Genomic DNA, 19,294 nt, shown 5'->3' with positions numbered 1-19,294 from the left:
TTGGGGGGAAAGGATTTGCGGCGCGGAAAGATCAGCTTGGGTCGCGCGTGGAACGCGTGGATTGCACCTGGACCTGCGCGCCGCCCTGCGCGAAACTCAGGTCCAGCGGCTGGCCCGCCGATAGCGCGGCCGCGTCGCGAACAATGCGGCCCTGCTCGTCTCGGGCAATCGCGTAACCGCGCGCCAGCGTGTTGCCCGGATCCAACGCGCGCAACTGCGCGGACGCGGCGGCAAGCCGGTTGCGACGCTCGACGAGCAATCGCGCCTGGGCCTGGCCCAGACGGCGCACGGCGCCGGCCAGGCGTTCCGCGGCCCGGCCCGTGTCGGGCACGCGATGACTGAGGCGCTGGGCCAGCAGATTGACCCGCGCGGCGCGCCGTCCTTGCGGCGCCGACCAGGCCGAGGCCAGGCGGTACTGCAGGCTGTTCAAGCGTTCGCGCTGATGCTGCAAGCGCTGCGCCGGGGAAACGAGCTGCGCGGTGGCGCGATCCAGGCGCTGCGCCGCCCGCTCCAGCCGCCGTTGCTGGCCCCGCACCATCGTTTGCAGGGTCTGCATGACGCGGCCGAGCAATTCGGCGCGCGGCGCGCATGCCAATTCGGCCGCGGCAGTGGGCGTGGGCGCCCGCAGGTCGGATACGAAGTCCACGATGGTGAAATCGGTTTCGTGACCCACGCCGCTGATGACGGGGATCTCGCTGACCACCACCTGGCGCGCCAGGTCCTCGTCGTTGAAGCTCCAGAGGTCTTCGATGCTGCCGCCGCCGCGCACGAGCAGCAGCGTGTCCACTTCGGCTCGTTCATTGGCCAGACGCAATTGGGCGGCCAGCTTGCTCGCGGCGTCCGCCCCCTGAACCGGGGCCGGATAGATGATGACCGGAACCTGCGGCGCCCGCCGAGCCAGCGCCGACAGCACGTCGCGCAGCGCCGCCGCATGCAGCGAGGTGATCACGCCGATCGCGCGGGGCAGCCGGACCGGCTCGCGCTTGCGGGCCGGATCGAACAGCCCCTCGGAAGCAAGCTGCTCTTTCAGTCGCAGAAAGGCCTCGTACAGATTGCCTAATCCTGCCCGTCGCATGGCGTCAGCCTGCAGCTGATAGTCGCCCCGCGGCTCGTACAGGGAAACCCGGGCGCGGATCTCGACCTGGTCGCCCGCCCGGGGCACGAAACCCACGGCGCTGGCGCGGCTGCGGAACATCACCGCCCGCACGGCGGCCCGGCTGTCCTTGAGCGTGAAATACCAATGCCCGGATGCCGCCTGCGTGAAGTTGGAAATCTCTCCACGCACCCACAGCGCCGGGATGCTGCGCTCCAACAACTGCCCCACTGCTTGATTCAACTGGGCAACTGTAAGGATTTCCCGCGCAAATGCGTTGTTTGTGACTGGGAGTTCAATTGTCATGGGACTTTCCGATGCGAACCTGTCCACAGGGCAGGCGGAGCGGGCCGCAATGATACCGCGTCCCCAGGAATTTGCAGCAACGGCCCAGAAACGCAGCAAATTCGGTGCAAGTACATGATTTATTTATATTTTTATGCGATAAGGCGCTGCGCTCAATTGAAGCAAACAAGCGCAAGCCCTGTGCCCATAAGCCTTCTGGCTGAGTTCTACACAGAATTATCCACAGATTCTGTGGATAGTTTGGGATCGCCCCGCCTTGCCACATGCGCGCCGCGCCGTTACAGTTTCGGCTTGTTCAGACGCCACGACGCGCCCCCTCCGGCGCCTTCGGCTTCTCAGGAGTTGACGCTTTGCTTTCCATTCTGCGCGAGGCCGGCTGGCCCATCTGGCCCCTGCTGGCGACATCCGTGCTGGGCTTGGCGCTGATCTTCGAGCGCTTCCTGTCCCTGCGCCGAAGCCTGGTGATGCCGCGCGGCCTGAACGATCAGGTCGCCGATATGCTGCGCAATCACCAGGACACACCCGAATCGATCCACCGGCTGGAACGCAATTCGCCGCTGGGCCGCGTGCTGGCCGAAGTGATGCGTCACCGTCACCTGCCCCGCGAAGAGCTGCGCAACGTGGTCGAAGACACGGGCCGCGCCGTCGCGCATGATCTTTCCCGCTACATTTCCGCCATCGGCACGATCGCCGTGGTCGCGCCGCTGATGGGCCTGTTCGGCACCGTCGTCGGCATGATCGAAATCTTCGGCTCCTACACCCCCGGCGGCGGCGATCCGGCCCAATTGGCGCGCGGCATCTCGATCGCCCTGTACAACACCGGTTTCGGCATTCTCATCGCCATTCCCGCCATGATCGCGCACCGCTACCTGCGCGGCCGCGTCGATAACTACCTCAATGCAATGGAACAGGCCGCCTCGCGCCTGATCCGCGCCCTCGCGCCGGCGCGCGCCCCCCGCGAGGCCCGTCCATGAATTTCCGCGGATCCCGGGCCGATCGCGATGAGCTGGACATCAACCTGATCCCGCTCATCGACGTCCTGCTGGTCATCCTGATCTTCCTCGCGGCCACCACCTCGTTCACACGCTTCACGCAGTTGAAGGTAACGCTGCCGCAGGCGTCCTCCGAACAGGACACGCCGCCCGCGCTGGAAGTCGCGGTCAGCCAGGATGGCCGCTACGCCCTGAATGGCACCCTGATCGACGTCTCGACCCCGCCCGAAATCGCCGAGGCCCTGCGCCAGGCCGCGGCCGGCAAGACCGAGCCGCTCATCATCATCAACGCCGACGCCCAGGCCACCCACCAGTCCGTGATCAACATCATGGAAGCCGCCCGCCTCGCCGGCATCGGCCGCGTCAACTTCGCTGCCCAGACCAACCGTTGAAAAACAGACGCGCATCATTGCTGGCCCGCCAATGGCAGCGCGGCGGCTGGCTGTCCACCGCCCTGCGCCCCCTGTCCGCGCTGACCGCCTGGGCGGTGGCGCGCAAGCGCGAACGCTACACCAGCGGCGCCAAGGTGGCGTACCGCGCCCCTGTGCCGGTGGTCGTGATCGGCAACATCTACGTCGGCGGCACGGGCAAGACGCCGATGGTGATCGCCACGGTCGAGAACCTGCGGGCGCGCGGCTACACGCCGGGCGTGGTCAGCCGGGGCTACGGGGTCAAGGTCGGCCCACACCCCCGCGTGGGACTGGGCGACCTGGAAGCCGCCCGCTTCGGCGACGAACCGGCGTTGATCGCCCGCGCCACCGGTGCGCCGGTGTCCATCCACCCCAGGCGCGCCCTCGCCGCGCAGGCCTTGCTCGACGCCCATCCCCGGGTGGATGTCATCGTCTCGGACGACGGCCTGCAACACCTGGCGCTGGCGCGCGACATCGAAATCGTGGTGCAGGACCAGCGCGGGGTGGGCAACCGGCGCCTGCTACCCGCCGGCCCGCTGCGCGAGCCCGCCAGCCGGCTGGCCGACGTGGACGCCGTGGTGACCAATATCGGCACGCCCGGCGCCGGTCCTGCGGTGTCAGACACCCCTCTGTCGGTGTCTGACACCCTTGAGGCACGTTCGCAGCCTGACGGCCGTCTCCCCAGGGTGTCAGACACCGCCAGCACCCTCCCCCGCCAAGTCCAGATGTGGCTCGAACCCGGTCTGGCGCGCCATATCGGGGGACGCGACACGCAGCCGCTCTCCGCCTTTGCCGGCCAGACCCGCATCGCGGCCGCGGCCGGTATCGGCAATCCGGAGCGCTTTTTCACCACGCTGCGGGCAGCCGGCATCACGCTGTCCGCGACGCTCCCGCTACCCGACCACCACGACTACGCCACGTCGCCGTTCCAGGCGCTGGACGCCGACGTCATCCTCGTCACCGCCAAGGACGCCATCAAGTGCGGCGCCCTGAACGATCCCCGGCTGTGGGAAGTGCCCGTGCAAGCCGCGTTCTCCGACCCGGCGCTCTTTGACTGGCTGGCCGACGCGCTGCGCGCCCGAAAAGCGCGCCCGGGCCGAGGCCAGAACGGCGGCGCCAAAAACCGGGGTCACAACCCGACGGCGTAACCGTCGGCTTGCCGCAAGCCCGACGAGCCGCGCGCTGTCCGGCGGCAAAACTGTTTTAGAATCCCGGTCATGGAATCCCGCCTTCTCGACATCCTCGTTTGCCCCTTGTGCAAGGGCCGCCTCGAACACGACCGCCAGCAGGCCGAGCTGATCTGCCGTGCGGATCGCCTGGCCTTCCCGATCCGCGACGGCATTCCGGTCATGCTGGAGTCCGAAGCGCGCGCGCTGGACGACGCCGCAGCCCCCCGCTGACCGCCGCATCGTGAGCTTCATCGCCATCATTCCGGCGCGCACCGCCTCGACCCGCTTGCCCGACAAGCCGCTTGCCGACATCGCCGGCAAACCCATGGTCGTGCGTACCGCGGATCGCGCCGCGCTGTCGGGCGCCTCGCAGATCTTCATCGCGACCGATGACGTGCGCGTGCAGCAGGCGGTGCAGGCGCACGGGCTGCGCGCCCTGATGACCCGCGGCGACCACCCCACCGGCACGGACCGATTGGCCGAAGCGGTCGAGCAACTGGGCCTGCCCGACGACGCGATCGTCATGAACGTGCAGGGCGACGAGCCCCTCATCGAACCCGAACTCATCGACGCAGTCGCCGCCAAGCTGCAGGCCTATCCGCAGGCGGACATCGCCACCTGCGCGTGCCCGCTGGCCGACGCCGAGGCGCTGTTCAATCCCAACGTCGTCAAGCTCGTCTGCGCCGCGGACGATCGCGCGCTGTACTTTTCGCGTGCCCCCATTCCGTGGGCGCGCGACGCGCTGGCGGGCGGCGCCCGCGTGCTGGCCGACGGCCTGCCCGCCTGGCATCACATCGGCCTGTACGCCTACCGCGCCTCGTTCCTGCGCCGGTTCCCCACGCTGCCGCAAGGCACGCTGGAACGCTTCGAATCGCTGGAACAACTGCGCGCCATGGAGCATGGCCACACAATCGTCGTCCATCGGGCGTCGACGCCTCCTGCAGGCGGGGTAGATACCCCGGCCGACCTGGAGCGCGTCCGCTTGATCTACAGCAAACCGATATAAGGGTTATTTCGCATGGCGCAGCCCCGCATTGGCTGCTGCGTTGCGGCATAATCCCCCGGATCACAAAAAATAAACCCCTTCAGGAGCACTCATGCGTCTCATCTTGCTCGGACCCCCCGGCGCCGGCAAAGGCACCCAGGCTGCGTTTCTAACGCAGCACTTCGGCATTCCCCAAATCTCCACCGGCGACATGCTGCGCGCCGCCGTGAAAGCGGGCACCCCGCTGGGTATTGAAGCCAAGAAGGTCATGGACGCCGGCGGCCTGGTTTCCGACGAGATCATCATCGGCCTGGTGCAAGATCGCCTGACGCAGCCCGACTGCGCCAACGGTTACCTGTTCGACGGTTTCCCCCGCACGATCCCGCAGGCCGACGCGCTCAAGAGCGCCGGCGTCAAGCTGGACTACGTCGTGGAAATCGCCGTTCCCGAAGAAGACATCATCGAACGCATGAGTGGCCGCCGCGTGCACCAGCCCAGCGGCCGCAGCTACCACGTGCGCTTCAACCCGCCCAAGACCGAAGGCAAGGACGACGTCACCGGTGAAGACCTGGTCCAGCGCGACGACGACCGCGAGGAAACCGTGCGCCACCGCCTGTCGGTCTATCGCGAACAGACCCGTCCCCTGGTCGACTACTACTCCGCCTGGGCGCAGCAGGATCCCGCCGCCGCCCCCAAGTACCGCAAGATCTCCGGCGTGGGCGCGGTCGACGAAATCAAGTCGCGCCTGTTCGAAGCCGTTCAAAGCTGATCGGCGCCTCGACGGCCCAAAGGCCTTCGGCGCCGGCCGGACGCACCGCGTTCCGGCCCTGGCCCGAAGGCCTTGTCGCATCCGGCGCCCGGCGCGCCGCCTTCCTTCCCTTGAACTGATCTGGTGGTACACACATGGAAATCGCGAACAAGGTATTCATCGTTACCGGCGGCGCATCCGGCCTGGGCGCCGGCACCGCCCGCATGCTGGTTGAAAATGGCGCCAAGGTCGTCATTGCCGACCTGCAGGACGAGCCGGGCGAAGCCCTCGCCAAGGAACTCGGCCAGCGCTACGTGCACTGCGACGTGACGCAGGAAGCCGACGGCAAGAAGGTCGTGGCCGCCGCGCTGGAACTGGGCTCGCTGTTCGGTCTGGTGAACTGCGCGGGCGTTGCCCCCGCCGCCAAGATCGTCGGCAAGAACGGCGCGCATCCGCTGGACCTGTTCCAGAAGGTCGTGTCGATCAACCTGATCGGCAGCTTCAACATGATGCGCCTGGCCGCCGAGGCCATGAGCGCCAATACGCCCGAGCCCACCGGCGAGCGCGGCGTGATGATCAACACGGCGTCGGTCGCCGCGTTTGACGGCCAGATCGGCCAGGCGGCCTATGCCGCCTCCAAGGCGGGTGTGGCCGGCATGACGCTGCCCATCGCGCGCGACCTGGCCAAGACCGGCATCCGCTGCATGACCATCGCCCCGGGCATTTTCGGCACCCCGATGATCTTCGGCATGCCGCAGGAAGTGCAGGATTCGCTGGCCGCCAGCATCCCCTTCCCCGCACGCCTGGGCCGGCCCGAAGACTACGCCAAGCTGGTCCACAGCATCATCACCAACGACATGCTCAACGGCGAAACGATCCGTCTGGACGGCGCCATCCGCATGCCGCCGAAGTAATCCAGCGCAATGGCCGGCCCGCCTGGGCCGGCCGTGCTGGCGGCCGGCATTCCGTCCCCCTCCTCCGCGGCGATCCGGCCCGCATTCTCTTCAGTAGTCATCCATGAGCCTGTTCCGTTCGGCCGCCACGGTCAGCAGTTTCACGTTGCTGTCCCGTATTTCCGGCCTGGTCCGCGACATCCTGGTGGCCCGCGCCTTTGGCGCCGGCCCCATTACCGACGCGTTCTGGGTTGCCTTCCGCATTCCCAACCTGCTGCGCCGCCTGTTCGCCGAAGGCGCCTTCGCCCAGGCTTTCGTGCCCATCCTGGGCGCCGCGCGCAACAACCGCTCCGAGGACGAAGTCCGCACGCTGCTGGACCGCGTCGCCCTGCTGCTGACCGCCGCATTGATGCTGGTCACGCTGATCGGCATCATCGCGGCGCCCTGGGTGGTGTCGGCGATGGCCAGCGGCCTGCGCGGGGCGGCGCGCGACACCGAATTCGGCGCGGCGGTCTGGATGACGCGGATGATGTTCCCCTACATCCTCTGCATGTCCCTGATCGCCTTCGCGTCCGGCGTGCTCAACACGTGGCGCCGCTTCGCGGTTCCGGCCTTCACGCCCGTGCTGCTGAATCTGTCCATGATCGGCGCCTGCATCTGGCTTGCGCCGCGCATGGACGTGCCGGTGTATGCGCTGGCGGTCGGCGTCATGATCGGCGGCGTGGCGCAACTGGCCGTTCAGTGGGTCGCGCTGGCGCGCCTGGGCCTCACGCCGCGGTTTTCGCTGCGCTTTGGCCAGGCCTGGGCCGATCCCACCGTGCAGCGCATCCTCAAGCAGATGGCGCCCGCCACGCTGGGCGTATCCGTCGCGCAGATCTCGCTGCTCATCAACACCAATATCGCGACGTGGCTGACGCCCGGCAGCGTGACGTGGCTGTCGTTCGCCGACCGCCTGATGGAATTTCCCACGGCGCTCCTGGGCGTGGCGTTGGGTACCGTTCTGCTGCCAAGCCTGTCCGCCGCGCACGCCCGCGACGATCACGGCGGCTACAGCGCACTGCTCGACTGGGGACTGCGCCTGGTCCTGCTCTTGGGCCTGCCCGCCGCCGTCGGCATGGCGCTGCTGTCCGATGGGCTGGTCGCCACGCTGTTCCATTACGGCGCCTTTGACGCGCAGGACGTGTTGCAGACGCGCTTGGCAGTGATCTCCTACTCGGCGGGATTGATCGGCCTGCTTGCGGTCAAGATCCTGGCCCCCGGGTTTTACGCCAAACAGGACATCCGAACGCCCGTGAAGATCGCCATTGCCGTGCTGGTGGTGACGCAGCTGCTGAACGTGGCGCTGGTCCCCACGCTGGCGCATGCCGGACTTGCCCTGGCGATCGGCCTGGGCGCGTGCCTGAATGCCCTGGCGCTGTTGATCGGCCTTCGCCGCCGCGGCGTCTACCAGCCGGGCGCCGGCTGGACGGCGTTTGCCTTGCGCCTGGTGCCCGCCCTGGCCGGACTGGCCGCGCTGCTCTGGTATGCGGACACCCGCATAGATTGGATCGCCCTGCAGGCGCATGCCGGCCAGCGCGCGCTCCTTTTGGCCGGCGTTCTGGCCGCCAGCGGCGTGGTGTATTTCGGCATGTTGTTACTGTTTGGATTTCGCCCCAGGGACTTCGGACGACGCCCGAAGCCGTAATTCCCCCTGTTTGGGCTACATTGCCATCCAAAAGCCGGCCAAACGCCGGCTTTTCGCACTAAATTCGTCAAGAATTGACAAGCGGGCCGTAATCTTTGGTAAAAAACCTTTATGATTTAAAAATTGCGACTGAGAGGACCCCCTGCTGGCCCCGGCTGGCGGGAATATGAAGTGAAGTACGCCCAAGGACAACCCATGGCGGACCAGGTGATCAATTGGCTGTTATTGCTGCGCTCCGGCAAAGCAACGGCCCAGGACTACAACGACTTCCTGGCGTGGCGAGCGGCCGACCCTGTCCATGAGAACGCCTGGCAGCAATTGACGGGCACCCTGGCGGGATCGTCGTTCGGCCGGCTTGGCGATGTTTACGCCACCGGCAGCGGCGGCGGCGCCTCGGGCGCGGCCGCCTCGCTGATCCCTCCCCCGCCCGCGGCCATCATGCCGCCCCGCCGCCGATTCCTGACTGGTGCGCTTGCGCTCGCCGGTACGGGCGCGGCCGCCGCTTACGTCGGCAACGCCTTCTACCCGCTGAACAACGTCGCCGCCGACGCAGCCACGGCAACCGGCGAACGCCGCCGCTATCTGCTGTCCGACGGCAGCCAGCTCCTGCTCGACGCCCGCAGCCGCGTCGACCTGGATTTCACAGCCGCGTACCGCCAGGTCCGTCTTCTCGATGGCGCCGTCACGGTGTCGGTCGCGCCGGACGCCCGCCGTCCGTTCCTGGTCCAGACGGCGCAGGGCACGGTCCGCGCACTGGGCACCCGCTACATGGTGCGCCAGCAGGCGCAACGAACGGTCGTGGTCGTGCACGAGCACGAAGTCGAAGTCGAGACCATGTCGGGCGCTCACGGCACCATCCGCGCCGGCACCGGCGCCCGCTTCGACAATGCCCGCATGGACACCCCCCGTGCCGAACTGATGGCCGAAGCCGCCTGGGAGTCCGGGTGGGTCGAAGCCCGCGGCCGCCCGCTGGCGGAAGTCATCGCCGCCCTGCGCCCCTATCGCAGCGGCACCCTGCGCGTGTCGATGGCCGCCGGGGGCCTGCCCGTGTCAGGCCACTTCCCCCTGGACGACACCGACGCCGCGCTGGACAGCCTGCAGGACCTGATGCCGATCCAGGTGCGCCGGTTCACGCCCTGGTTCGTGTCCATCAGCGTCGCGGCCTGACAACGGCGGCCACGAAGGTCTGCCGGGCGCGGCGCTTTCCGTTGTATACTACGCACCGTGTTTTTATCCAGTAGGCGCCGCGAATTTTCCTCGCGTTTTCAAGAGGATCACTCGCAAGGGTTCTCCAACCCGGGAATTCTTCCCAGCAGCGCCCTCCCGCCCGGTTGACGGGCGCTCCATCGGTTGAAGCGACATTAAAAGCTTGCATTCCCCACGGGGCTTGCTACAATGTTCGACTTTGCCGAATTCAACTTACAAAGCAACATGGCCAATACCGCCCAAGCCCGCAAGCGCGCTCGCCAATCCGTTGAGCGCAACAAGCACAATTCCAGCCTGCGCTCGATGCTGCGCACCGCCATCAAGCGCGTTCGCCAATCCATCGCCGCTGGCGACAAGGCTGCGGCTGGCGAAGTGTTCCAGAAGGCCACCAGCGTGATCGATCGCGTGGCTGACAAGAACATCATCCACAAGAACAAGGCCGCTCGCCACAAGAGCCGCCTGGCTGCCGCCATCAAGGCGCTGGCCTAAGCCATTCTGCCGCCCCGGTTTTCGGGGCGTCACGAATACGGCAAATGAAGAAGGATGCCCGCGGGCATCCTTTTTTTGTTGGCTGCCGGTTTTCGCGGCCGCAAGACGCCACAGGCCACCGTCCCTGCTACGTGCCCTGCGCGGCTGCCAGCTTGGCCTCGATGGCGGCCGCGGCGTCGCGCAGCGATTCCATGAAGGCGCCGACCAGCGGGTTGCCGGGTCGATGTTCCGGAAACACCACGTTGACGCGGAACGGAAACGACCGCGTCAGCGGCCGGATGTGCAGCCCCCGCCCCACGAAGTCCAGCGCCGTCAGCGGATTGACGATGGCCACGCCCAGCCCCTGACGCACGAACGTGCAAACCGACACCGCCGTGGGCGTTTCCACGATGGACCGGGGCAGCACGCCCGCCTGGGCGAATGCTTCGTCGATCTGGACGCGGTAGGGATCGTTGGCGGACAGGCTGACGAAGGCCTGCCCTTCGAAATCGGCCAGGCCGAGAGCCGCGCGGGCCAGCAGCGGATGGCCGTCAGGCAGCACGCAGACCTCATCAACCTGAGTCAGCAACTCCAGCCGCGTGCCGGCGGGAGCCGAATCCTGCTCGGTCAGGCCCAGATCGTAGCGCTGCGCGGTCAGCCATTCTTCCAGCAGCGGCGACTCCTGCGTTTCGACCGACAGGCTTACCCCGGGGTGGCGGCCGTGAAAGCGCAGAAACGCATCGGGCAGGATCGAATGCGAGAACGCCGGCAGGGAGATCACCGAGAGCTGCCCTTCCCGGAACGCGCGCAGACGCGCGGCGGCGGACGCCACGCGCTCCAGGCCGGCGTAGGACTGCCGCACCTCTTCAAAGAGCGCCAGCGCGGGCCTGGTGGCCCGCAGACGCCCCGCGACGCGTTCAAACAGCGCGAAGCCGATGGTCTGTTCCATGCGCGCCAGCTCGCGGCTCACGGTTGGCTGCGACGTGTTCAGGAACTCGGCCGCGCGGGTCACGCTGCCGGCGATCATCACGGCACGAAAGACTTCAATGTGGCGATGCGTCAGCATCCCAACTCCATATCAGGAATGAATCGATCCCGAAAATCAAAGCATTTTACTGGATGACGTAGGGCAGGCATCATGCCGCCTTCGATTCACTTTCCTCACGGTTCCGCTTCCATCATGACCTTCGATCCGCGCCAGCTCACCCAACTTGCCGCCGAACACGGCACGCCGCTCTGGGTGTACGACGCCGCCGTCATCCGCGAACGCATTGCGCAATTGCGCCGCTTCGATACGATCCGCTACGCCCAGAAGGCGTGCTCCAACCTGCACATCCTGCGCCTGATGCGCGAGCAAGGCGTGGTGGTGGACGCGGTGTCCCTGGGCGAGATCGAGCGCAGCCTGGCGGCCGGCTTTGATCCGCGCAGCGAACCCGAAGGCATCGTCTTCACGGCGGACCTCATCGACCACGCCACGCTGGCCACCGCGCTCAAGCACGGCATCACGGTCAACGCCGGGTCGCTGGACATGCTGGACCGCGTGGGCAAGGCATCGCCGGGCCATCGCGTCTGGCTGCGCATCAACCCCGGCTTTGGCCACGGCCATAGCAACAAGACCAATACCGGCGGCCCGCAAAGCAAGCACGGCATCTGGATCGGCGACGTGGCCGAGGCTATTTCCATCGTGCGCCGCTACGGCCTGAAGCTGGTGGGCGTGCACATGCACATCGGCTCGGGCGTCGACTACGGCCATCTGTCCAGCGTGTGCGATGCCATGGTGGACGTGGTGAAGTCGCTGGATCACGACATCGAGGCCATCTCGGCGGGCGGCGGGCTGTCGATCCCCTACCGCGATGGCGAGCCGCGCATCGACTGCGATCACTACTTCTCGCAATGGGATGCGGCGCGCCAGCGCATCGCAGCGTACCTGGGGCATGAGATCCGCCTGGAGATCGAACCCGGGCGCTTCCTGATCGCCGAATCCGGCGTGCTGGTCGCCGAGGTGCATGCCATCAACCGCCGTCCCGAACGTGATTTCGCGCTGGTCGACGCGGGCTTTAACGACCTGATGCGCCCGGCCATGTACGGCAGCTATCACCGGATCTCGGTGCACGCGCCGGATGGCACGCCCCCGCAGGACGCGCCCGAAACGCGCATCGCGGTGGCCGGTCCGCTATGCGAATCGGGCGATGTGTTCACGCAGAACGAAGGCGGCGTCATGTCCGACCAGTTGCTGCCGCGTCCGCGCATCGGCGACTTCATGGTCTTTCACAACGCCGGCGCGTACGGCTCGTCGATGTCCTCGAACTACAACAGCCGCCCGCTGGCGCCCGAAGTCCTGCTGGACAAGGGCGAGGCGCGCCTGATCCGCCGGCGCCAGACCGTCGCGGAGCTGCTGGCACTCGAGGCTTGAGCGACCCTGGGCCTCAGGTCGGGAACGCCTCGCGCAACGCGAAGGTCGCCTGCTTGAACACGCCCAGGTCGGTGCCCACGGCCACGAAGTGCATGCCCATGTCCAGGTAGCGCCGTGCGTCGGCATGCACGGGCGCCAGAATGCCCACGGCCTTGCCCTGCGCGGTCACCCGCTGGTACAGATGGCGGATCGCTTCCTGCACTTCGGGGTGGCCGGGATTGCCCAGATGGCCAAGCGCCGCCGCCAGATCCGACGGGCCGATGAACACGCCGTCCACGCCCTCGACGGCGGCGATCTCATCCACCGCCTCGATGCCGGGACGGCTTTCGATCTGCAACAGCACGCAGATGTTGTCGTTGATCGTGTGCAGGTAGTCGGGCACCGTGCCATAACGGTTGCTGCGCTGCGCGCCCGCCACGCCGCGCATGCCTTGCGGCGGATAACGCGTGGCGGCCACCGCGCGGCGCGCATCCTCTTCGGATTCGATGAAGGGAATCAGCAGGTTGTAGAAGCCGATATCCAGCAGGCGCTTGATCTCGACCGGATCGTTCCAGGACGGACGGCCGACGGCCGCGCTGGCGCTGCCCTGCAGGGCCTGCAACTGCTGCAGGAACATCGGCACCTCGTTGGGCGAATGCTCGCCATCCAGAAGCAGCCAGTCGAAATCGGCCAGGCCGACGAGCTCGGCGGTGATGTGGCTGGACATGCACATCCAGAATCCGATAAGCCGTTCGCGGGCCAGGATGCGCTGCCGGAACCGATTGGGAAGAGGTGAGTTCATTGCCGCCTTCATGTCAGAAAAAAATGCCGTGTCTCCCGGACGATCGGCATCAATGGATTTCGGGCTCGCCCGCGGGCGCCGCGCGCTCCTCGGACTGCAGAAAATCGAAGTCGCATCCGGTGTCGGCCTGGCCGATGTGCTTGAGATACAGCACGCCGAAGCCGCGCTCGAAGCGGGGCGGCGGCGCTTGCCAGGCCGCACGCCGCTCGGCCAGTTCCGCGTCCGGGATCAAGAGATCCAGCCGGCGGTTCGGCACGTCCAGCGTGATGCGGTCGCCGTCTTTCACCAGCGCGAGCGGTCCGCCCACATACGATTCGGGTGCGACGTGCAACACACAGGCGCCATAGCTGGTGCCGCTCATGCGCGCATCGGAAATGCGCACCATGTCGCGCACGCCTTGCTTGAGCAGCTTTTGCGGGATGGGAAGCTGCCCCCATTCCGGCATGCCCGGCGCGCCTTGCGGCCCGGCGTTCTGCAGCACGATGACGCTATCGGCATCCACGTCCAGATCCGGATCGTCGATGCGCTCGGCCATGTCGTTGTAATCCTTGAAGACGACGGCGCGGCCGGTGTGCACCTGCAGGCGCGCCTCCATCGCGGGCGGCTTGATCACCGCGCCATCGGGCGCAAGATTGCCGCGCAGCACCGCCAGGCCATCGCGTTCGATGAGCGCCTGCGCCCGCGGACGGATCACGTCTTCATTGAAGATGCGCGCCCCCGCGATGTTCTCGCCCAGCGTGCGGCCATCCACCGTGCGCTGCGCGGTGTCCAGCAGGTCGCCCAGCTGCACCAGCATCGCGCGCAGGCCCCCGGCGTAGTAGAAGTCTTCCATCAGGTACTTGCCCGCCGGCCGCAGATTGGCCAGGACGGGCGTGGTGCGCGCCAGGTGATCGAAGCGGTCCAGGTCCAGCCCGAAGCCGCTGCGGCGCGCCATGGCGATCAGGTGCACCACGGCATTGGTCGAGCCCGACAACGCCAGCACGGTGCGCACGGCGTTGTCATAAGAGGCAGCGGTCAGCAGGTCCGAGGGCTTCAGGTCCTCCCAGACCATGTCGACGATGCGCTTGCCCGTCAGGCTGGCCATCTGCGCGTGGCGTGAATCCGGTGCGGGGATCGAGGATGCGCCCGACAGGCACAAGCCCAGGGCCTCGACCGCGCCCGTCATGGTGGACGCCGTGCCCATCGTCATGCAATGGCCGGGCGAACGCGCGATGCCGTCTTCCACGCCCTGCCAATCTTCCTCGGTGATGTCGCCCGCGCGCAGTTCCGCCCAATACTTCCAGGTGTCGGACCCCGAGCCCAGCGTGTTGCCATTCCAGTTGCCGCGCAGCATCGGCCCGGCCGGCACGAAGATGGTGGGCAGGTCCATCGACACCGCGCCCATGATGAGCGCCGGTGTGGTCTTGTCGCAGCCGCCCATCAGCACACAGCCATCGGCGGGATACGAGCGCAGCAGTTCCTCGGTCTCCATCGCCAGCAGGTTGCGGTAGAGCATCGTGGTGGGCTTCTGGAAGGGCTCGGACAGGCTCATCGCCGGCATCTCCACCGGAAATCCGCCCGCCTGCCAGATGCCGCGCTTGACCTCTTCGACGCGCTGCTTGAAGTGGCTGTGACAGGGGTTGATGTCGCTCCAGGTGTTGATGATGGCAATCACCGGCTTGCCCGCGTAATCGGAGCGGTGATAGCCCATCTGCGCGGTCCGCGACCGGTGGCCGAAGGACCGCAGGTCCTTCACGCCGTACCAGCGGTGGCTGCGCAGGTCTTCGGGTTTCTTGCGATTGTTGGAATGGCTCATGTCTCGCTTCCTCTGCTCTGTGGCGGGGTCAATGCGTGTTCATACCATAAGACGCCCCGTCGGGGCGCGATCGACAAGACGGACTCAGGCGGGATCCAGCAGGTACGGCGTGCCGGCGCGCTCGCAGATGCCGCGCAGGCGTTCGGCCAGCGCCGCGGGAATCGGAATGCCTTCGCGCAACCGGCGCACGCGCTCGGCCGCTTCGGGCTCGCCGGCCACCAGCACCGGTTCGGACGGGTCGGCCGGCGGCGTGTCGTGCATGGCGTCGATCATGTCGTCCATGTCCGACTCGAACGACCCCGCCGCGCGGAAGGCGTCGGGATTGAGCGCGAGAAAGAAGTGCCCGACGTCGTCGGGTTCGCCGGGACGGCGCGTGGCGGCGCGCCGGGCCGCGAACGCGCTGCCACTGAGCGTGCCGCCCAGGATCTGTGCCATCATCGCCAGGCCATAGCCTTTGTGGCTGCTCATGACGGTTGTGCCGCCGAGCGGCGTGAGGCCGCCTTCCGGGCGCTTGAAGATGAACTGCATCGCGGCGTCCGCGTCCGTGACCGGCGCGCCCTGTCCGTCCACCGCCCAGCCCGGCGGCAAGGGCTTGTCCAGGAAGTCGTAGACCTTGACCTTGTTGGCCGCCACGGTGGTCGTGGCCATGTCGAGCACGAAGGGCTCGTTGTAGGCCGCGGGCGCGCCGAACGCGATGGGATTGGTGCCCAGCATCGGCATCGCGCCGCGCGTGGGGACCATGATGACGCCGTTGGCGCTGCTGGTGACCAGCCCGACCACGCCGCGTTCGACCGCGATGCGCGCATAGACGCCCGCCGCGCCGAAGTGGTGCGAGTTGCAGACCGAGACCGCGCCCACGCCATGCTCCAGCGCCTTGTCCACGGCCAGGTTCATGGCCTGCGCCGCAACCGGATAGCCCAGCCCGCCCATGCCATCGATCAGCGCGCTGGCGCCGCTGTCGCGCACGACGCGCGCGCGAGCGTCCAGCCGCAGCGTGCCGGCGCGCCATTTTTCCTCGTAGGCGGGCAGCATGGAGATGCCGTGCGAATCGATGCCGAAGAGGTCCGTGCGCGCCATCAGGCCGGCCGTGGTGTGGGCCAGATCCTCGGCCATGCCCCACGCCATCAGCACCTGCAAGATCTGCTCACGCACCTCTTCCACCGGCACGGCCGTGGCGTTTGCTCCGTTCCCTGACACTGTCTGTCTCCTGTTGTCTTGTGGTGTGGCGGGCGGCGTTGGCGGCGTCAGTCCCGGTCCCGGTCGACCAACCGGTGACGGGCCTGGCCCAGATGGAACTGCATCGCGACGCGCGCGCGTTCGCCGTCCTGTTCGCGGATCGCTTCCAGGATGGTCGCGTGCTCGTCCACGACGCGCTGCGCGCGCTGGCGCGAACCCGTGCGCGTCAGATTGAGCGTCAGGCGCATGAAGCCGCTGATGGATTCATGGATGCTTTCCAGCACGCCCAGATAGAAGTCGTTGCCGCTGGCCTCGGCGATGCTGGCGTGAAACGCCAGGTCCGCTTCCGCCGACACCTGGCCCTTGGCAAGCGTATCGGCAAATGCCGCATGCGCGTCGGCGATCTTGCCCAGCTGTTCGTCGGTGCGCCGCAAGGCCGCCAGGCGCGCGGCGTCGCCTTCAAGCGCCACGCGCACCTCTTGCGCGCGCAGATAGGCGCCGACATTCTGCACGTCGTTGAACGCCTTAAGGCGCGGCGCGGGCTGGTGGCTCACGAAGGTGCCCAAGCCCTGGTGCGCGGTAATGAGGCCGTCGGCGCGCAGCCGCAGCAACGCTTCGCGCACGACCGGCCGCGACACGCCGTAGCGTTCGGAAATTTCGTTTTCGGAGGGCAGCTTGTCGCCGACGTTCAGTCCGCCGGAGACGATCTGTTCGAAGATCTGGCCGTAAAGCTGGTCCGCCAGCCGTACCCGGTGCCCGCGTTCCAGCACCGGCGCGGCGGACGCCTCCGGGTCGCCGGACGCAGTCGGCGCGGGTTGGGGGGATGCTTTGGGTCGAGCCACGTAACCTCCTCGTAGTAGGGCCTGTCCACGCGCGGGGAACAGGCCCTGACAGACTGCTGCGACACGCGGACGGCGCTCATCGTACCCGCAATGCGGGTCCGGCGCGCCGCGGCCGTCACGCCGTGGCGGTCTCGCGGTCCCAGGCGGCCAGCGCGCGGGCCACGGGCGCCACGCGTTCGCGCTCGGCGCTGGAGATGCCGGTCAAGAGCGGCAGCATCGGGCCCATGTCCGCCACGCCCGACAGCGTCACGGCGTCGTGCAGCACGCGGATGGGACTGATGCTGTCGCGGCAGTCTTCCAGCCCGAGGTACTGTTCGCGCACGGCTTCGGCCTCGTCGTAGCGGCCTTCCTGCAGCAGATGCAGCAGGCGCATCGACCCGCGCGGCGCCACGCAGACCGATCCGGACGTAAAGCTCTTGAGCCCGAATTCGCGGTAGTGGACGATGGCCGGGCGCTCGCCGATGCCGCTGACGACCCAGCGCGAATCCACGGCCTGCAGCAGCGCCGACAGGTAGGCGTCTTCGGACGGATCGTCGCGCACGACGGCGTACTTGAAGGCGACCAGGCGGCCTTCCTCGATCAGGCGCGCCGCGGTTTCCGGCGCCAGGTAGTCCGCCGACTTGATGTAGACCACCGCCGGCTTGCCCAGCGCATCCGTGAAACGGCGCACGCCGTCGGCAAGCCCCGCGTCGGTGTACGGAAAGGACATGGGCAGCAGCATCGCCGTCGGGAAGGCGCGCGAACGCAGGATGGCGGCCTGGTCCATCATCTTGCCGTAGTCGGGGCCCACCGACGGCAGGATCCAGGTGTCGGGGCCCGCCAGGCTTGCCAGCATGTCCACGATGCGGGCATATTCGCTCACACCCACGTTGTAGAAGTTGGCGTTGCCGCCATACATGACGTTGCGCACGCCGCCCGCTTCCAGGTGGCCGAGCAACGCCTTGTTGGCCGATTCGTTGAGCGACAGGTCGGCATTGCGGGCCAGCGGCGGCACGGCGATGACCGAGCGCTGCAGATCCTGGGCGGTGACCGGGGTGGTTTTCATGGAAGGGCTCCTGGCGGATGCAGTTGTCAGAGAAGTAGGGTCGAAAAAGTATACTTGGTTGACAAGCTATAGCTCAATACCTATATTTGTTTTACAAGTTGATCGGCAGCACGCAAGGCGCATGAGGCGCGGGCCGCATGCGTCTTCGAGTTCCCGGCTCGCCGGGAGCGGAATACCCCCAGAAACGATGCGCGGCCACGCGCACACCGAGGAGACGAATTCCATGTATGCAGCCCCTGCGCGAGGCCGGCTTCTTGCCGCCGCCCTCCTGACGGCCACCGCCTTTGCCCTGCCGGCCTCGCCGGCCTTCGCCGACTACCCCGAGCGGGAAGTCAGGATCATCGTCCCCTTCCCCGCCGGCGGCACCGCCGACATCGCCGCGCGCGTGGTGGCGGCCGAATTGGGCAAAAGCTGGAACAAGCCCGTGGTGGTGGACAACAAGGCGGGCGCCGGCGGCAACGTCGGCTCGGCCGAAGCCGCGCGCGCCACGCCCGACGGCTACACCTTTTTGATGGGCACCGTCAGCACGCACGCCATCAACCAGTCCGTGTACGCCAAGCTGCCGTATGACCCGGTCAAGGACTTCGTGCCCGTCACGCTGGTGATTCCGGTGCCCAATATCCTAGAGCTCAACCCCAAGTTCGCCGACAAGCATGGCATCCGCACCGTGGCCGACCTGATCAAGTACTTGAAGGCCAATCCCGACAGCGTCAACATGGCGTCCACGGGCAACGGCACTTCCACGCACCTGTCAGGCGAACTCTTCCAGAGCATGACCGGCACGCGCATGACGCACGTGCCCTACAAGGGCAGCAGCCCCGCGCTGACGGACGTGATGGCCGGATCGGCGGACCTGATCTTCGACAACCTGCCCTCGTCCATGGGATTTCTGAAGGCCGGCAAGCTTCGTCCCCTGGCCGTTACGACGGCCAACCGCTCGCCTGCCCTTCCCGACGTGCCCACGATGGCCGAAGCCGGCGTGAAGGGGTACGAGGCATCGAGCTGGTTCGGGCTGCTGGCGCCGGCCGGCACACCGCCCGAGATCGTCGAGAAGGTCCAGCGCGACGTGGCCGCCGCCTTGCAGCAGGAGCCCGTGCGCGCACAGCTTCAGGCGCAAGGCGCGACGCCGTCCGGCAACACGCCCGCCCAGTTCAAGCAGTTCATGGCCCAGGAAACCGTCAAGTGGGCCGACGTTGTGAAGAAATCCGGCGCCAAGGTCGACTGACCCTGCACCGATCCGGGGCCTGCCCGCAACGCGTGAGCGGCGGGCTCTTCATCATCACGCGAA

At 67.3% G+C, this 19,294-nt stretch carries 19 protein-coding genes; 12 read left to right on the top strand and 7 right to left on the bottom strand.

Features of this window, described 5'->3' with window-relative positions; translation table 11 throughout:
• Positions 1 to 31: 31 nt before the first annotated feature.
• The gene (gene xseA, locus ASD87_RS17650) at positions 32 to 1,399 is read right to left on the bottom strand and encodes an exodeoxyribonuclease VII large subunit (protein ID WP_056324268.1); all 1,368 of its coding nucleotides are present in this window, start codon (positions 1,397 to 1,399) and stop codon (positions 32 to 34) included.
• 350 nt (positions 1,400 to 1,749) lie between these two features.
• Between xseA and ASD87_RS17645 the strand changes: the two genes are divergently transcribed.
• The 10 genes from ASD87_RS17645 to rpsT all read left to right on the top strand — a co-directional run bounded on the left by ASD87_RS17645 (position 1,750) and on the right by rpsT (position 9,975).
• Positions 1,750 to 2,373 carry a MotA/TolQ/ExbB proton channel family protein gene (locus tag ASD87_RS17645; RefSeq protein WP_056324265.1) on the top strand — a complete coding sequence of 208 codons (624 nt, stop codon included), beginning with the start codon at positions 1,750 to 1,752 and terminating at the stop codon, positions 2,371 to 2,373.
• Positions 2,370 to 2,783 (top strand): biopolymer transporter ExbD, encoded by a 414-nt coding sequence (locus ASD87_RS17640; RefSeq protein ID WP_056324263.1) that lies wholly within the window; start codon positions 2,370 to 2,372, stop codon positions 2,781 to 2,783. The genes ASD87_RS17645 and ASD87_RS17640 overlap by 4 nt, the downstream gene beginning before the upstream one ends.
• Complete coding sequence (lpxK, locus tag ASD87_RS17635; protein WP_056324261.1) at positions 2,780 to 3,949, top strand: tetraacyldisaccharide 4'-kinase; 1,170 nt, start codon at positions 2,780 to 2,782, stop codon at positions 3,947 to 3,949. Before ASD87_RS17640 ends, lpxK begins: the two co-directional genes overlap by 4 nt.
• Before the next feature lie 69 nt (positions 3,950 to 4,018).
• Complete coding sequence (locus ASD87_RS17630; protein WP_056324258.1) at positions 4,019 to 4,201, top strand: Trm112 family protein; 183 nt, start codon at positions 4,019 to 4,021, stop codon at positions 4,199 to 4,201.
• A gap of 10 nt (positions 4,202 to 4,211) precedes the next feature.
• Positions 4,212 to 4,976, top strand: a complete 765-nt coding sequence (kdsB, locus tag ASD87_RS17625) for a 3-deoxy-manno-octulosonate cytidylyltransferase (RefSeq protein WP_056324255.1) — start codon at positions 4,212 to 4,214, stop codon at positions 4,974 to 4,976.
• Between the two features lie 91 nt (positions 4,977 to 5,067).
• A complete protein-coding gene (gene adk, locus ASD87_RS17620; protein WP_056324253.1) occupies positions 5,068 to 5,724 on the top strand; it encodes an adenylate kinase in 657 nt (218 codons plus the stop codon).
• 134 nt (positions 5,725 to 5,858) lie between these two features.
• The gene (locus ASD87_RS17615) at positions 5,859 to 6,617 is read left to right on the top strand and encodes a 3-hydroxyacyl-CoA dehydrogenase (protein WP_056324250.1); all 759 of its coding nucleotides are present in this window, start codon (positions 5,859 to 5,861) and stop codon (positions 6,615 to 6,617) included.
• Between the two features lie 103 nt (positions 6,618 to 6,720).
• Complete coding sequence (gene murJ / locus ASD87_RS17610) at positions 6,721 to 8,280, top strand: murein biosynthesis integral membrane protein MurJ (protein ID WP_056324247.1); 1,560 nt, start codon at positions 6,721 to 6,723, stop codon at positions 8,278 to 8,280.
• A 195-nt stretch (positions 8,281 to 8,475) separates the two neighbouring features.
• The gene (locus ASD87_RS17605; RefSeq protein WP_056324243.1) at positions 8,476 to 9,447 is read left to right on the top strand and encodes a FecR domain-containing protein; all 972 of its coding nucleotides are present in this window, start codon (positions 8,476 to 8,478) and stop codon (positions 9,445 to 9,447) included.
• Positions 9,448 to 9,711: 264 nt separating this feature from the next.
• Entirely contained in the window at positions 9,712 to 9,975 is a 264-nt protein-coding gene (rpsT, locus tag ASD87_RS17600; RefSeq protein ID WP_043542310.1) for a 30S ribosomal protein S20, read from the top strand.
• Positions 9,976 to 10,102: 127 nt separating this feature from the next.
• On the opposite strand, the gene ASD87_RS17595 is transcribed toward rpsT, so the two are convergent.
• A complete protein-coding gene (locus ASD87_RS17595) occupies positions 10,103 to 11,020 on the bottom strand; it encodes a LysR family transcriptional regulator (RefSeq protein WP_056324240.1) in 918 nt (305 codons plus the stop codon).
• 114 nt (positions 11,021 to 11,134) lie between these two features.
• Here ASD87_RS17595 and lysA point away from each other — a divergent pair, with 114 nt between their 5' ends.
• The gene (lysA, locus tag ASD87_RS17590; protein ID WP_056324660.1) at positions 11,135 to 12,367 is read left to right on the top strand and encodes a diaminopimelate decarboxylase; all 1,233 of its coding nucleotides are present in this window, start codon (positions 11,135 to 11,137) and stop codon (positions 12,365 to 12,367) included.
• A 13-nt stretch (positions 12,368 to 12,380) separates the two neighbouring features.
• On the opposite strand, the gene garL is transcribed toward lysA, so the two are convergent.
• The 5 genes from garL to ASD87_RS17565 form a co-directional block, all read right to left on the bottom strand.
• Complete coding sequence (gene garL / locus ASD87_RS17585) at positions 12,381 to 13,148, bottom strand: 2-dehydro-3-deoxyglucarate aldolase (RefSeq protein ID WP_056324238.1); 768 nt, start codon at positions 13,146 to 13,148, stop codon at positions 12,381 to 12,383.
• A gap of 49 nt (positions 13,149 to 13,197) precedes the next feature.
• The gene (gene araD, locus ASD87_RS17580) at positions 13,198 to 14,943 is read right to left on the bottom strand and encodes an L-arabinonate dehydratase (RefSeq protein ID WP_056324236.1); all 1,746 of its coding nucleotides are present in this window, start codon (positions 14,941 to 14,943) and stop codon (positions 13,198 to 13,200) included.
• Between the two features lie 84 nt (positions 14,944 to 15,027).
• A complete protein-coding gene (locus tag ASD87_RS17575; protein WP_056324233.1) occupies positions 15,028 to 16,140 on the bottom strand; it encodes an Ldh family oxidoreductase in 1,113 nt (370 codons plus the stop codon).
• A 47-nt stretch (positions 16,141 to 16,187) separates the two neighbouring features.
• Positions 16,188 to 16,961, bottom strand: coding sequence for a FadR/GntR family transcriptional regulator (locus ASD87_RS17570; protein ID WP_142054650.1), 774 nt, complete (start codon positions 16,959 to 16,961; stop codon positions 16,188 to 16,190).
• Between the two features lie 115 nt (positions 16,962 to 17,076).
• Entirely contained in the window at positions 17,077 to 18,006 is a 930-nt protein-coding gene (locus ASD87_RS17565; protein ID WP_056324227.1) for a dihydrodipicolinate synthase family protein, read from the bottom strand.
• A gap of 223 nt (positions 18,007 to 18,229) precedes the next feature.
• On the opposite strand from ASD87_RS17565, the gene ASD87_RS17560 reads away from it, so the two are divergent.
• Positions 18,230 to 19,231, top strand: a complete 1,002-nt coding sequence (locus tag ASD87_RS17560; RefSeq protein ID WP_056324658.1) for a tripartite tricarboxylate transporter substrate binding protein — start codon at positions 18,230 to 18,232, stop codon at positions 19,229 to 19,231.
• Positions 19,232 to 19,294: the final 63 nt, after the last annotated feature.

Source organism: Achromobacter sp. Root170 (assembly GCF_001428165.1).
Taxonomy (GTDB): Bacteria; Pseudomonadota; Gammaproteobacteria; order Burkholderiales; family Burkholderiaceae_B; genus Achromobacter; species Achromobacter mucicolens.
The sequence above is the reverse complement of the archived record's forward strand: the minus strand, read 5'-3'. Positions and strand labels throughout refer to the sequence as shown.